Source organism: Clostridium sp. (genome assembly GCF_050717545.1).
Classification (GTDB): Bacteria; Bacillota; Clostridia; order Clostridiales; family Clostridiaceae; genus Clostridium_AD.
On sequence record NZ_JBOITN010000039.1, the window covers coordinates 45,967 to 59,434 of the forward strand.

Sequence of the window (13,468 nt, forward strand, 5' to 3'; positions counted from 1 at the left end):
GACTTATTAATGTGTTTAAATCTATACTCTGCTTGATATATTATTTTTTATTGTTTTTAACCCTATTTGGTTTAGCTTTAGGCCTAATAACAATATCATCCTTTTTGTCTTTCTTAGAAGTACTACTTGTAGTATTTGTTTTAGAATAATTCTTTTTTCTGAGAAAACCTGATAAATCCATAAACCATAAAAACAAAACAACAAATATTCCCGGTATTACGTATCTAGAAGCATAAAGCGGCATATTACGCCATACCATCATCGGAATCACAAAAAACACAAAAGCTAGTCCAAGCACTAACCACTTACTAATTTTTATTTTAAATAATACATAAGTTTTTAAGACATTGTATATTACAATAACAACAATAGCAAAAGCAAGCATGCTAAGTATTTGTAAAAATATATCCATATTTTAACCCTCCTTTTTTTAAAATACATGTATACTATACATTATCAAACATTTCTTAATATATATCAATACCTTATGCATTAATTTTTCTAAATATATTTGTATTAAAAATATATTTATGATAATATATTTGTGGGTAGTATCGCTTGCGAACTGCACCTAATTGTTTAACATATTATAAAATTATCTAGTTTGTTTTTTTCTGCTCATATCTTGATGAATGGGACAGTTACATCTAAACACACTATTTCAAGAATTTACGAACGTAATTTAGCAGAAACTGGCAATTTAACTTAACCAATAAAATAATATGTTTTACTAGTGGCTTCTTAACCTCTAGTACTTTTTTAAATATAAACAATTCAGATGCTCTCGCATATTAAGTTTACCTTATTCTCATATTTTTTTATAAACATAACACCTATAAAACCTTATAAATACTTATTTTTCTATACAAAAAATAGTACGTCATATTTGTCAGCTCAAAAATAAACTCTATATAAATTTGAAGAATATTTAGAGTGCAGGAGGGATTTAATTGAAAAATACTATTTCAACCTTTATGTCAGCAAAAAATTCCGGTGAGAAATTAACAATGCTTACAGCTTATGATTATTCAATGGCTAAGATTATTGACGAAAGCGGTGTTAATGGAATCTTAGTAGGCGATTCTTTAGGTATGGTTTGTCTTGGGTACAGTGATACCTTAAGTGTCACTATGGAAGACATGATCCATCATACTAAAGCTGTCACTCGTGGCACAAAAAATGCTTTGGTGACTAGCGATATGCCTTTTATGTCTTATCAAACATCAATCTATGATGCTGTTAAAAATGCCGGAAGGCTGATACAAGAAGCTGGAGCCCAAGCAGTAAAACTCGAAGGTGGTTCGATTGTTTGCCCACAAATTAAAGCTATAGTAAATGCACAAATTCCTGTAATGGGTCATATTGGACTAACCCCTCAATCTGTTAATATACTAGGGGGGTTTAAAGTCCAAGGCAAAAATAGTTTTGACGCCAAAAATCTAATTGAAGATGCTAAAAAAATAGAAGCATCAGGTGCTTTTGCAGTTGTACTGGAATGCATACCATCAAAACTCGCAACTATTATCTCAAAAGAAATATCTATACCAACCATAGGAATAGGTGCCGGTGGTGGTTGCGACGGACAAATTTTAGTATATCAAGATATGCTTAATATGTTTAAGGACTTTAAACCTAAGTTTGTAAAAAACTTTGCAAATGTTGGTGATTTAATGAGAGATGGATTTAAATCATACATTAAAGAGGTTACTGAAGGAACATTTCCAAGTAATGAGCACTGTTTTAAAATAGATGATGAAGTTCTAAACAAATTATATTAGTACATTTAAAATACATAAATGAAAGGAAGTGTATTAGATATTATAATGTATATTTAATAACACATTGTAATGTCTCTAGAAAATGAATACTGTAAAAACGGTTGATCAGGCACGTCATCAGGTTAAAGTTTGGAAAAAAGAAGGTTACAGCATTGCCTTAGTTCCTACTATGGGATTTTTACATGCGGGCCATGCAAGTCTAATTGAACGTGCTGCAAAAGAAAATCAAAAAGTTGTGGTAAGTATATTTGTGAATCCGTTGCAATTTTGCCCTGGTGAAGATCTAGTTTCTTACCCAAGAGATCTACATAAGGATGAACTCCTATGTGAACTTGCTGGTGCAAATTTAATATTTGCTCCGCAACCAAGCGAAATGTATCATAATGAAGCTCCAGCAAATGTAAGCGTGCAGGAACTTGCAACAGGCCTTTGCGGTGCTAAAAGACCTGGCCATTTCGATGGAGTATGTACGGTTGTTTCAAAGCTCCTAAATATAATTCCTGCAGATAAAGCTTATTTTGGAGAAAAGGATGCTCAACAGTTAGCTATAATAAAAAGGATGGTTAGGGACCTAAATTTTGATGTAGAAATCGTTGGTTGTCCTATAGTACGTGAAGATGATGGACTTGCAAAAAGCTCACGTAATACTTACCTCTCACCAAAAGAAAGACAAGCAGCTACAATTTTAAACAAAAGTTTAACTAAAGGTAAAGAAGCTTTGATTGCTGGTGAAAACTCTACTGATATGCTAAAAGAAATTATAACAAAACAACTTGAAACTGAAGCTTTAGCTAAAATCGATTATATAGAGATTGTTGACGCTTCGTCACTATCTTCGTTGCAATTTGCACATAATACTATTCTTGTTGCAATGGCTGTATTTATTGGAAAAACAAGACTAATAGACAATTTTATATACAAAGTTTAACGATATTTCACAAGGAAAGTCTCCCACTTTTATAAGTGGGAGGATAACAATTGATAATTGTTAACTACCCCAGATAAACAAGGGAGGGTCAATATGATATTAACTATGTTAAAATCTAAAATACACAGAGCCGTAATAACGCAGGCTAAATTAAATTACGTAGGAAGTATAACAATAGATAAGACACTAATGGAACACTCAAATATTCTAGAATATGAAAAAGTTCAAATAGTGGATATTGATAATGGAAGTAGATTTGAAACTTATGTAATTGCAGGGGATGCTGGTAGTGGTGTTATGTGTGTAAATGGTGCAGCTGCTAGATGTGTCCAAGCTGGAGATAAAATAATAATTATGACTTTTTGCCAAATAAATGAAGAAGAAGCAAGAAAGTTCAAACCTACAGTTGTATTCGTAGGTGAAAGCAATAATGTAGTAGAAATTACCGATTGTGAAATACATGGTGAGTCAAAATAATTATTTTTAAAATATTGTAATAATTTTTTAATAATTGTAAACAATAATATCAAGACTTTATGAAAGAGGAGATGTTTACAATGAAAGCATTAGATAGTACAGCACTAGTATTAGTTATTATAGGAGCTATAAATTGGGGATTAATTGGATTTTTCCGATTTGACCTAGTATCAAGCTTATTTGGTACAGGAACAGCACTCACAAGAATTATTTTTGCTCTAGTAGGATTATGTGGTCTATACTCTTTATCATTCTTAGGAAGAGACAGAAATAGCAACAGAGACACAACAGAAGTAAAATAACTCCAAAATAGATGTACAAGATACAAGAAAGAAGCTGAAATTTTTGATTCAGCTTCTTTCTTGTTATAATAGATTTCTTTTAGTTATAATAAATTTATTTATTTGAATTATATTATCTTGTTTTAATTATATTATTTTTGTGTTTCTTTTTAATTAAATCTTAATTGAATTAGAGAAGTTTTGTCTGTAACTCTTATTACTATTAAACTTTGAGATTCTTTTTTATTTATATCTTGTATAATCTTATAATATTTTTTATCTAACATCATTAAAACATGACCACTTTTAGTTTGAATTAGATATCCATTTGATGACTTTATCATAACTAGATTTTCCCATTGAACCGGTGTATATCCATTGAAGTTTAGTTCAAAAATTATTCCATCTTTCTGAATTAACCTAATTAAACTATTATAATTATCTTGCAACATATTATTCGTAAATTTATTTTTTTTCATAATAGCTTTATTCTGCACTAAAAGTTTACCTTTACTAATTAATTCATCTTGATATTCGTTTTTTTTAAGATCCAATTTGACAATTTTATGTTTAATATTTTCCAGATAATAGCTATTACTATTTTTATCCATTATTATTACCTTGCCTTTCTTAGTATTTTATATGTAAAATGTAATTGAGGTGATGATATATGAATAATATAATAGATACAATTATTTCCTACATAAAAGATGTAAGTAAAGACGTTAAATTATATATAATTACATTTTATAATAAAATATACTTTTTAATCAATAATAATTTTGAATTAAATAGATTGTATAAACCTATTATTGATGAAAAAGTAACCATAAACAAGAAATTACATGAAAATGTAAAAGCTATAGATCATAAAAATGCAGATCTTGAAAAGAATATATTGAAACTCGAAAATGAAAATAATTTATTGCAAATTAAGATATCTATAATAGAAGACATAATAACCAAAAGACATGACTAATTAACATTTTGCTGCTCGTTTTTCTTTATCTAAATTACGTTGAATTATACTTTGTACTACATCTGAAATATTTGCTTTTTCCTGCTTTGACATCTCAGCTAGATATATAGGTTTATCAATTATAAGTTTAGCATTTGCCTTTTTTATTTTACCATTATTGCCTTCCATAGCTTTATAAGTATCATAAATTGTTACAGGTACAATTGGGACTCCGGCCTTTATAGCAAGTCTCATACTTCCTTTTTTAAATTCACCCATATTATTGCTTTTACTTCTAGTTCCCTCTGGAAAAATAAGCATAGAATATCCGTTTTTTAAATTTTCAACACCTTCGGATATTGATTTAAGTGCCTCTCTTGGGTTTCCTCTATCCATAAATACGCAATGAATTTCTCTCATCCAATAACTCAATATTGGTATCTTTTCCATCTCTTTTTTAGCAACAGCGCCAGTAATTCTATTCATGTTCGATAATATCACTGGAATATCAAAGTTACTTTGGTGATTTCCTACAAAAAGGCAAGCTTCATTTGGTATATTTTCTTTCCCCACAACAGTTAAATTTAAACCTGCAATTTTAATTATAAATTTAGACCAATTCGTAGCTATTACACCTAACTGTGTATCTGCCTCTTCTCTACTTTTATCTCTTTTAATTTTACTAAACTTGAATTTCTTAGTGTTGATCCAAATTAAATTAACAACAGCACACAAATAAAAATATATTGTTCTCATATCACTTTACCTTCCTTTTAAAATTAAATTATAATTACAATCATTATTATACTAGTCTTTAAGTGTTATATCAATATAGGTTATCGTGATTAGCTCTCATAGCCTTAATTACTATATATCGATTATGAATCTTTTAAATTTGTCCATAAATATTGATATTTTCATAGATAATGATATTTTTTTATAGAATTGGATAAAATCATTTATATACTTAGATCAAGTCATTTATATGTTCTAAATGTTGTACAAGATATATAGTAAGGAGATTAACAGCATGATTAAAAACCCCTGGTTAAAATATACCTTGATTTGCGTTTCCATAGCTTTTGTACTCATATGTATAACTATAGGTTATAATTCTATTACAAAAACTAACCTAAATTTAGAAAATAATATAGTTACTCATTTTATTGATGTAGGTCAAGGTGATAGTATCCTTATACAAGTAAATGGTAAAAATGTGTTAATTGATAGTGGAACCATCGATTCAAGAAAAAAATTAATTAAGTATCTTAAAAACAATAATGTAAAAAAGCTTGATTATGTAATAGCAACTCATCCTCATGATGATCACATAGGAGGTATGACTAGTGTAATTAATACCTTTGACATAGGTATGTTTTATGCTCCTAAAACTACTGCCACCTCTGAATCCTTTGAAAATATGATCAGAGCTCTAAAAAATAAAAACCTTAATATAAATGTAGCTAGACCTAATATTTCTCTGGATTTAGGACCTAATTCCAGTTGCATTATGTTGTCTCCCAATAATGAAACCTATGAAAATGAAAATAATTACTCATGTGTTATAAAGATATCTTATAAAAGTTCAACTTATTTGTTTATGGGCGACGCGGAGGAACTTGCCGAGCAACAACTAATAGACAATAATTACGATTTGAAAGCTCAAGTGCTTAAGGTTGGCCATCATGGTAGCAAAACCTCAACATCGCAAGAATTTCTAGATAAGGTCTCTCCACAAATTTCTATAATTAGTTGTGGGTTTTACAATACATACGGTCATCCAAATAAAGGGACCTTACAAAAATTAAAAAAAATAAATTCTATTATATATAGGACAGATTTAAATAAAGATATTATACTTATCAGTGATGGCACAAATATACATAAAAAAGAGTAGTTCCCCTAACTATAGTTTATGAGAACTACTCTTTAATTTTTAAAGTATTATTATTTATAATGAAATAACGCCAACTTATTTATTTTTCTATTATTACTTCACGCTCTAAAGTTTTACCATCCTGAGATAATTTAATAGAGGTTACTGCTTTGATTATTTTTAAATCATAATAAGTATCTACTTTTATATAATCAGAACCATTGACGCTTATAAAATAATCTTCAACCATATAACTGTTCATAAAGGCTCCAATGGTAAAATTCTGTACATCCTTAGTATCATTTTTCAAATCTCTTTTTGCAAATATTAAAGTAGGTACTTTATCATCGCCAGAATCCACATACTTTACAGTGGGAGATTCACTAAAAACCTTTAGATCATTAACAAAGATAGTAGGTTGAATAAATCCCTCTTTTGTTTCTATATTAGGAAGTTGCTTGTCTTTTAAATACGTGATTTTAGAATTACTTTTGAGCTCACCATATTTATTATTATCAATAGATATACTATAACTCTGATAATAATCCCCCATATTTTTTATATATTTACTAGTATCTTTTATACCTGTAATTTCAACCTTTCCTACTTCCTTATCTATTATTTGGGTAGCTCCAAGTGGGATTCCCTTTTGCGACATATAACATCCATTGACGCCATCTATCATAATCCAATTTTGATATTTATCACTCCATATTTCACATACATTAAAATATGATTTTCCTTTAACTTTACTATCAGTGCTTCTAAGTACTCCTCGCCGTACGCTTATTCCAACAGACGCTAAACACTCTTCATATATAGTTGTATAATCGTTATCTGATATTTTGCCACCATTAAAAGCTTCATCCATTATTTGCAAAGCAGTTTTATCGCTTGTCATTGAGGTACTGCCAGCCTTTACTTTCTCATTGATGAAATTCATAATTTTTAAAGAATTAGCAAGTTGATCAACCTTATTATCTACAATTTTATCTAATTTATATTTAGTTTTAAGTTTTGATAAGTTCTCATTTTTGGGATCTAAATAATAAAAATGAATATTATCTCCACTATAAAAATTTTTCCATTTAGTAACACTTAAACCTATGTCCTTGTCGCTCACTTTATAATTCCAAATAAATATAGCAGCTGTTATAATTGCAAATATTAAAACTCTATAAAACATATTATTCTTTCTCATAATTCTCCTTATTTAACCTTCTTTTATTTATTAAGTATATCATAATTACAATGTAGGTCATGCCTTATTTTGTTATAGGGGATGTCCTTATCATGTATATAGCAAATATTACAAGGACAGCACCAATTATTTGCATGCTTCTAATTTGCTCATGTAATATGAAAAATGATATAAGCATAGCTGTTGGTATTTCAAGATTACCTATTATAGATACCTTAAGTGAACCTATATGTTTTATAGCCGCATACAATAATGTTAATGGAATAATTTCGCAAACTATTGCAAGTATAGCTGTATACAGTAGTATATCTTTAGTTATATTACCACTAAAAATAAACATAGGGAACTTATATATCAAAAGACTTATTAACGAAAACAAAGTAGAATAAGCATTAATGGCTAGTGGTGGTAACTCTTGTAATTTTTCTTCACTATAAATATTCATAAATGCATAAAACATTGCACATATTAATCCAAAGCCTACACCTTTTATCGAATACTTAAAGCCTGAAGGTAAAATATTCAAAGTTAAAATACAACCAAAAAAAGCCAGAAACACTGCAAAAAACTTAGTAGCATTAAGTGAGTACTTTTTAAAAATAGTTGAATATATAAATACCATTAGGGGGTAGGTGTATAATAATATAGCTACTATTTGAATAGGTAAATAGTTAAAAGATATATAATAAAATACCGTCATAAAAGTATTCCCTACTATGCCAAGCACCGCTAGCCTTAATAGCTGTTTTTTAGTTACCTTAAAGAACTTTTTGTTATATATGTACATCATTAGAAACATTAATGGTACTGCTATAATATATTGCATGGTTAACAAACTTATTGAATCAATTCCTCCTACATATGCAAGTTTTACGAGAAGACCTGCACTTCCAAATAATATTGCAGAAACAATTGAATAGATATATCCTTTGTTCAAAGTAACACGTCCTTTGCATTTTAAAAAATCTTTAACACTAATAGTGAATTTACATAAATACGACGATTTGTGTGTTATAGTTGTATTTTAACAAATACATAGCTAAAAAGCCATAATATTTAGTTCAAATTACATTAATATGTTAGACATTTATGCAACAATGTTATAAAATTATATTGACTTAAAAATATAATTTTTCACTTTTTAATGCAGGGGGCGTATTTTTGAAAAAATCACGTATAAAATTAGTTAATAAAAAAAAGTTCCTAATAAGTTTGTTTTTACTATTAACGTTGGTTTCAACAATAAGCTTATTTGTTGCAAAAACCATTCCTTATGCGTTAAAACACTTAAATACTAATTATGTTGTTTCTACTTCCGAAAAAGAGAACGTTAAAAGGACTAACGCTGCGAGTAATAGTAACACCCCGGCACCGGCGCCTTTAGTTAAGAACACAAATACACAGGTACTCTTATCTGCTGTAGGCGACTGTACTATAGGAACTGACAACAAATTTGCTTATTCAACTAGTCTTCCTGCTATGGTAACAAACAATAACGATAATGATTTTTCTTATTATTTTAAAAATGTTAATAGTATCTTTAGCAAAGACGATGTTACAATTGCAAATTTAGAAACAACATTTACGGATTCAACCGACAAAGAAAATAAACAATTTAACTTCAAAGCCAGCAGTGATTATGCTAGAAGTTTAACTCTAGGTTCTATTGAAGGTGTCAATCTTTCTAATAACCATATTTATGATTATAAACAAAAGGGCTATGTTGATACAAAACTTGCTCTTGAAAAAGAAAACATTAACTACTTTGGAGAAGGCTCAAAATGGGAACTTAAAATAAAACAGCACAACTTCGGATTTCTAGGATATAGAGGTTGGTCTTTAAATCAAGCTTTTCTTGATAAACTAAAATCAGATATTATAGAATTAAAAAAAATAAACTCTGTGGTAGTTATTAACTTTCACTGGGGAAACGAAAGACAGTATTACCCAATTGATGATCAAAAGCAACTTGCGCATTACGCTATCGATAATGGCGCAGATATAATACTTGGTCACCACCCCCATGTTATTCAAGGCATTGAACAATACAAGGGTAGAATTATCGCCTATAGTTTAGGAAATTTCTGTTTTGGCGGCAACACTAATCCTACTGATAAAACAACATTTATTTTTCAAAGTGATTTTAAGTTTATAAATAATAATTTAACATCAATTGGTGTAAGAGTTATACCTTGCAGTATATCTTCTGTTAGTTATAAAAATGATTATTGCCCAACACCTCTTGCAGGCGATGCTAAGGCAAACTTACTAAATAATTTAAATAACCTCTCTAAAGATTCTGGTTTTAAAATAAGTGATAAGTTTTTCTATATAAATGTCAATAATAGTAAATAAATACACAATTACATAGTACAATTAAAGGATGTGTTCAAAATTAAAATTCAGTCATTACTCAGTATCTTAGTTTCAAAGTTCATTATGAAATTATCAAAACTACTGTTTCAAGGTGGAACAAATTTTCCAGGTAAAATCGCCTTAAAATTAGACAAGAATATTTTAAAAACAATCGCAATTAATTATGAAGTTATCCTCATAACTGGTACAAATGGTAAAACTACAACAACAAGTATGATTTATGGAATAGTAAAAGATAGCGGAAAACCAGTAATCACTAACAATACTGGTGCAAATATGTATACAGGAATAATCGCGTGTTTTATCTCAAACTATTCTTTTAAAAAATCTACCCCAAAAAAAATTGCTGTTATAGAAGTAGATGAAGCCAATCTTAAATTTGTAACTGAGTATATAACACCTAAAATAATTACTATTACCAATTTGTTTAGAGATCAAATGGACAGATATGGAGAGGTATATACAACTCTCAAAAAGATCCTTGAGGGCGTTACGAAAGTTCCCTCTTCAACCCTAATTCTTAATGGAGATGAATCTTTATTTGGAAATTTAGACCTTAAAAATGATATGAAATTTTATGGTTTTACTGCGAAGGTTAATGAAAACAAAATTGTAGATATCAATGCTGATGCTAAATTTTGTACGATCTGCAAATCTCCTTATGAATATAATTTTATTACCTATAACCATCTAGGTGATTTCTATTGCACTGGTTGTGGATACAAACGTCCACCCCTTACATACTCTGTTGATAAAATTATTGAATTAAACACCAGTGGTTCAAGTGTTAATATCAACAATAAGGAGTATTATATAAACCAACCAGGCACTTATAATATTTACAATGCCTTATGTGCATATTCTGTATCTAAGGAGCTTGGCATTGAGGATGACGTTATGCAGCACTCTCTTAAAACCGTGGCTAGTAGCTTTGGTAGACAAGAAACTTTAAATATAGATGGCATTGAGGTCAAAATAATATTAGTTAAAAATCCAGCTGGTTATGATGAAGCTGTAAATACTATTAACCTGGACACTCGCGAAATAAATTTGTCCCTAATGCTTAATGATAACTACGCAGATGGAAAAGATGTTTCATGGATTTGGGATGTAAATTTCGAACGTTTAACTAACCTTAATATTAATAAAATTATGATATCGGGAATACGTCTGTATGATATGGCTATAAGACTAAAAGTAGCAGGTTTTTCATCAGATTCCTTCCTCTTATGCAGTGATGAAGAAAAATTACTTAATGAAATTAAAGCTTGTAATGGAGAGATAGTATATATACTTGCTACCTATACTGCTATGATAAATTTAAGAAAATTTTTACATACTAAAGGTTACATTGATAAAATTTGGTAATATAATATAGTCTAAATAGAAAAGTGAGGTATAAAATTAATATGGAAATTAATATTTGTCATTTATATCCTGATTTACTGAACGTATATGGGGATGTAGGAAACATTTTAATATTAAAACACAGAGCTGAACTCCGCGGCATAGAAGTAAACATCGTTAATGTGTCTATGGGTGATGATTTTAGAGGGGATGACTATGATATTGTATTTTTCGGTGGAGGACAAGATTATGAGCAGACCATAGTATCCCCTGACTTAATAAAACTTAAAAAATCAGCAATGGAAGAATACATCCAAGATGGTAAAGTATTTTTAGCTATTTGTGGTGGATATCAATTGCTTGGGAAATATTACACAACCCCTGAAGGCGAAAAACTTGAAGGCCTTGATATTTTAGATATATATACTGAAAGCGGAGACAAACGATTTATAGGAAATACAGTTATTCATAATGAAGTTTTTGATGAAACCTATGTCGGCTTTGAAAACCATTCTGGAAGAACTTACATTAACGACCTAACTCCACTTGGCACCGTTAAAGTTGGATTTGGAAACAATGGAGAAGATGGTTATGAAGGTTGTATTTATAAAAACACTTTTTGTACTTACTTTCATGGTTCACTTTTGTCTAAAAATCCTGAGCTTGCAGACAGAATACTAACACTTGCATTAAATAATAAATATGATGAAGTAGCTTTGACTTCATTAGATGATAGTCTCGAAATTAAAGCTAAGCAGTTTATAATAAACAGAGAAACTTCAAAATAAAAAAGAAAAAAAGTATATATTACGCGTATTGCAATACGAGTAATATATACTTTTTTTGAGTATAAAAGAAGATGTAACCCAACCTACATCTTCTTTTCAAGTTGAATTGCTAAACTAAAGTACTTTAAAGAATCGGGTACATTATTTAATTTGTGGTACATGCTTCCCATTTCAATGTAACGTTTATATATCTCTTGTTTTTCTCCAAATTTAAGTAATGAATCTAAAGATAAATTCATATACATCTCTGCACTAGATGAACTTCCTTGTTTCTCAAGAATAATAGCTTTATAATAGTAGCATTTTTCAATGAATTTTATATCATCTAAATTAATAGCATAATTCAGTACTTCATCTGAAATAGACTGCGCAAATTCTATTACATCATTTTTAATAAGTTCCTTAACGCAATCTAACATAAATGCAACTAGGCCTACCTTATCCACTCTAGGATACACACTTAAACTGTTTTTTATGTATTTAACTGCTATATCTTTCATATTACAGTCAAGCATTGTAGATCCATAATTGAAAATAGCCATTGCTTTACTAGCAGTATTGTCTTCATATAGTTCATAGGATTTTTTTTCATATTCCATAAATTTCCCATTGTTCATTCGTATAGATAAGATGGCCAGCATATGATATATTTCAGCAGCTTTAAGCTCAGTGTCCACATACTCAACCAAATCCAACAATTTTATTCCCACATCATATGCTTTTTCATAATTTTTAAGCATAATATTGCAAGCAGCCTCATTATAAGTGGCTATTATTAATTTTTTATAATTAGGTGTAATGTATTCTCCTAACCCTTTTCTCACATTAGAATAATAACTAGATGCCTGAAGATAATCTTCTTTTATGTATAAATGTCTTGCCATATCAATGTAGTAATTTAACTTATTATCTTCTATAGCTGTTTTTAAATGCAAATCATAATACTTCGAAGTAATTGCTTGTGTTTTTTCGAAATCTTTTTTATCCAAGTAAAAGTTAAACAACATATGCATTAGTTCAATAGCTAAATCATCGTAACTATATTTTTGGGCAAAATGCAAATTATAGATTATATCGGATTCATAAGATTCTTCCTTATCATCAACTGCAACCTTGCTGTCAACAGCATACTTGCCGTTAACGTCATACTTGCCTTCAATGATGGCATACTTGCCATCAATGATGGCATACTCTTTTAATTCTTTGATATTGGCCTCAACTTGCTCAAATATATTTTCATTTAGATATTCAATATCTATATCTAACTTTTTACTAATAAATTCTAGTATCCAAGATTCTGCCATAACTTTGTTATTTTCTATACAACTCATTTTGGATACTGAGATTTTATCATCACAAATAGCTCTCAATGTGTATCCCTTATATATCCTACTCCTTTTTATCTTTTCTCCTGTTGATAATATTCTCATTCTCATCACCTATCCACAAAATAGTTTC

15 protein-coding genes are annotated in these 13,468 nt (G+C 29.2%); 9 read left to right on the forward strand and 6 right to left on the reverse strand.

What is annotated here, in order from left to right; genetic code table 11:
* Nucleotides 1-40: 40 nt before the first annotated feature.
* Entirely contained in the window at nt 41-412 is a 372-nt protein-coding gene (locus ACREVX_RS13965) for a hypothetical protein (protein WP_431544799.1), read from the reverse strand.
* A gap of 538 nt (nt 413-950) precedes the next feature.
* Between ACREVX_RS13965 and panB the strand changes: the two genes are divergently transcribed.
* The 4 genes from panB (at nt 951) to ACREVX_RS13985 (ending at nt 3,485) form a co-directional block, all read left to right on the forward strand.
* Nucleotides 951-1,778 carry a 3-methyl-2-oxobutanoate hydroxymethyltransferase gene (gene panB, locus ACREVX_RS13970; RefSeq protein ID WP_431544800.1) on the forward strand — a complete coding sequence of 276 codons (828 nt, stop codon included), beginning with the start codon at nt 951-953 and terminating at the stop codon, nt 1,776-1,778.
* A gap of 82 nt (nt 1,779-1,860) precedes the next feature.
* Complete coding sequence (gene panC, locus ACREVX_RS13975; protein WP_431544801.1) at nt 1,861-2,706, forward strand: pantoate--beta-alanine ligase; 846 nt, start codon at nt 1,861-1,863, stop codon at nt 2,704-2,706.
* 93 nt (nt 2,707-2,799) lie between these two features.
* Nucleotides 2,800-3,183 carry an aspartate 1-decarboxylase gene (gene panD, locus ACREVX_RS13980; protein ID WP_431544802.1) on the forward strand — a complete coding sequence of 128 codons (384 nt, stop codon included), beginning with the start codon at nt 2,800-2,802 and terminating at the stop codon, nt 3,181-3,183.
* An 80-nt stretch (nt 3,184-3,263) separates the two neighbouring features.
* A complete protein-coding gene (locus tag ACREVX_RS13985) occupies nt 3,264-3,485 on the forward strand; it encodes a DUF378 domain-containing protein (RefSeq protein ID WP_431544803.1) in 222 nt (73 codons plus the stop codon).
* Nucleotides 3,486-3,634: 149 nt separating this feature from the next.
* Here the strand turns inward: ACREVX_RS13985 and ACREVX_RS13990 are convergent, their stop codons facing one another.
* Nucleotides 3,635-4,075, reverse strand: coding sequence for a hypothetical protein (locus ACREVX_RS13990; RefSeq protein WP_431544804.1), 441 nt, complete (start codon nt 4,073-4,075; stop codon nt 3,635-3,637).
* A 59-nt stretch (nt 4,076-4,134) separates the two neighbouring features.
* Between ACREVX_RS13990 and ACREVX_RS13995 the strand changes: the two genes are divergently transcribed.
* Nucleotides 4,135-4,443, forward strand: coding sequence for a hypothetical protein (locus ACREVX_RS13995; RefSeq protein ID WP_431544805.1), 309 nt, complete (start codon nt 4,135-4,137; stop codon nt 4,441-4,443).
* Here the strand turns inward: ACREVX_RS13995 and ACREVX_RS14000 are convergent, their stop codons facing one another.
* On the reverse strand, nt 4,444-5,178 hold the full coding sequence (locus tag ACREVX_RS14000; RefSeq protein WP_431544807.1) for a lysophospholipid acyltransferase family protein: 735 nt from the start codon (nt 5,176-5,178) through the stop codon (nt 4,444-4,446).
* Between the two features lie 274 nt (nt 5,179-5,452).
* On the opposite strand from ACREVX_RS14000, the gene ACREVX_RS14005 reads away from it, so the two are divergent.
* Nucleotides 5,453-6,319: a ComEC/Rec2 family competence protein gene (locus ACREVX_RS14005; protein ID WP_431544808.1), complete on the forward strand. Its 867-nt coding sequence runs from the start codon at nt 5,453-5,455 to the stop codon at nt 6,317-6,319.
* 79 nt (nt 6,320-6,398) lie between these two features.
* Here the strand turns inward: ACREVX_RS14005 and ACREVX_RS14010 are convergent, their stop codons facing one another.
* Both ACREVX_RS14010 and ACREVX_RS14015 read right to left on the reverse strand, forming a co-directional pair.
* Nucleotides 6,399-7,499 (reverse strand): transglutaminase domain-containing protein, encoded by a 1,101-nt coding sequence (locus ACREVX_RS14010; protein ID WP_431544810.1) that lies wholly within the window; start codon nt 7,497-7,499, stop codon nt 6,399-6,401.
* 64 nt (nt 7,500-7,563) lie between these two features.
* Nucleotides 7,564-8,436 (reverse strand): DMT family transporter, encoded by an 873-nt coding sequence (locus ACREVX_RS14015; RefSeq protein ID WP_431544811.1) that lies wholly within the window; start codon nt 8,434-8,436, stop codon nt 7,564-7,566.
* A 224-nt stretch (nt 8,437-8,660) separates the two neighbouring features.
* Here ACREVX_RS14015 and ACREVX_RS14020 point away from each other — a divergent pair, with 224 nt between their 5' ends.
* From ACREVX_RS14020 to ACREVX_RS14030, 3 genes are read left to right on the forward strand one after another with little or no spacing between them, the layout of a single operon-like run.
* On the forward strand, nt 8,661-9,854 hold the full coding sequence (locus tag ACREVX_RS14020) for a CapA family protein (RefSeq protein WP_431544813.1): 1,194 nt from the start codon (nt 8,661-8,663) through the stop codon (nt 9,852-9,854).
* Between the two features lie 30 nt (nt 9,855-9,884).
* A complete protein-coding gene (locus ACREVX_RS14025; RefSeq protein WP_431544814.1) occupies nt 9,885-11,243 on the forward strand; it encodes a DUF1727 domain-containing protein in 1,359 nt (452 codons plus the stop codon).
* Between the two features lie 41 nt (nt 11,244-11,284).
* Nucleotides 11,285-12,010: a type 1 glutamine amidotransferase gene (locus ACREVX_RS14030; RefSeq protein ID WP_431544816.1), complete on the forward strand. Its 726-nt coding sequence runs from the start codon at nt 11,285-11,287 to the stop codon at nt 12,008-12,010.
* A gap of 83 nt (nt 12,011-12,093) precedes the next feature.
* Here the strand turns inward: ACREVX_RS14030 and ACREVX_RS14035 are convergent, their stop codons facing one another.
* Complete coding sequence (locus tag ACREVX_RS14035; RefSeq protein WP_431544817.1) at nt 12,094-13,440, reverse strand: helix-turn-helix domain-containing protein; 1,347 nt, start codon at nt 13,438-13,440, stop codon at nt 12,094-12,096.
* Nucleotides 13,441-13,468: the final 28 nt, after the last annotated feature.

What these genes read in the sequence shown, in the direction of transcription:
- ACREVX_RS13985 (WP_431544803.1), top strand. Translation starts at nt 3,264, where the DNA reads ATGAAAGCATTAGATAGTACAGCACTAGTATTAGTTATTATAGGAGCT.
- ACREVX_RS13995 (WP_431544805.1), top strand. Translation starts at nt 4,135, where the DNA reads ATGAATAATATAATAGATACAATTATTTCCTACATAAAAGATGTAAGT.
- ACREVX_RS14035 (WP_431544817.1), bottom strand. Translation starts at nt 13,440, where the DNA reads ATGAGAATATTATCAACAGGAGAAAAGATAAAAAGGAGTAGGATATAT.
- ACREVX_RS14030 (WP_431544816.1), top strand. Translation starts at nt 11,285, where the DNA reads ATGGAAATTAATATTTGTCATTTATATCCTGATTTACTGAACGTATAT.
- ACREVX_RS13990 (WP_431544804.1), bottom strand. Translation starts at nt 4,075, where the DNA reads ATGGATAAAAATAGTAATAGCTATTATCTGGAAAATATTAAACATAAA.
- ACREVX_RS14000 (WP_431544807.1), bottom strand. Translation starts at nt 5,178, where the DNA reads ATGAGAACAATATATTTTTATTTGTGTGCTGTTGTTAATTTAATTTGG.
- panC (WP_431544801.1), top strand. Translation starts at nt 1,861, where the DNA reads ATGAATACTGTAAAAACGGTTGATCAGGCACGTCATCAGGTTAAAGTT.
- ACREVX_RS14005 (WP_431544808.1), top strand. Translation starts at nt 5,453, where the DNA reads ATGATTAAAAACCCCTGGTTAAAATATACCTTGATTTGCGTTTCCATA.
- ACREVX_RS13965 (WP_431544799.1), bottom strand. Translation starts at nt 412, where the DNA reads ATGGATATATTTTTACAAATACTTAGCATGCTTGCTTTTGCTATTGTT.
- panD (WP_431544802.1), top strand. Translation starts at nt 2,800, where the DNA reads ATGATATTAACTATGTTAAAATCTAAAATACACAGAGCCGTAATAACG.
- ACREVX_RS14010 (WP_431544810.1), bottom strand. Translation starts at nt 7,499, where the DNA reads ATGAGAAAGAATAATATGTTTTATAGAGTTTTAATATTTGCAATTATA.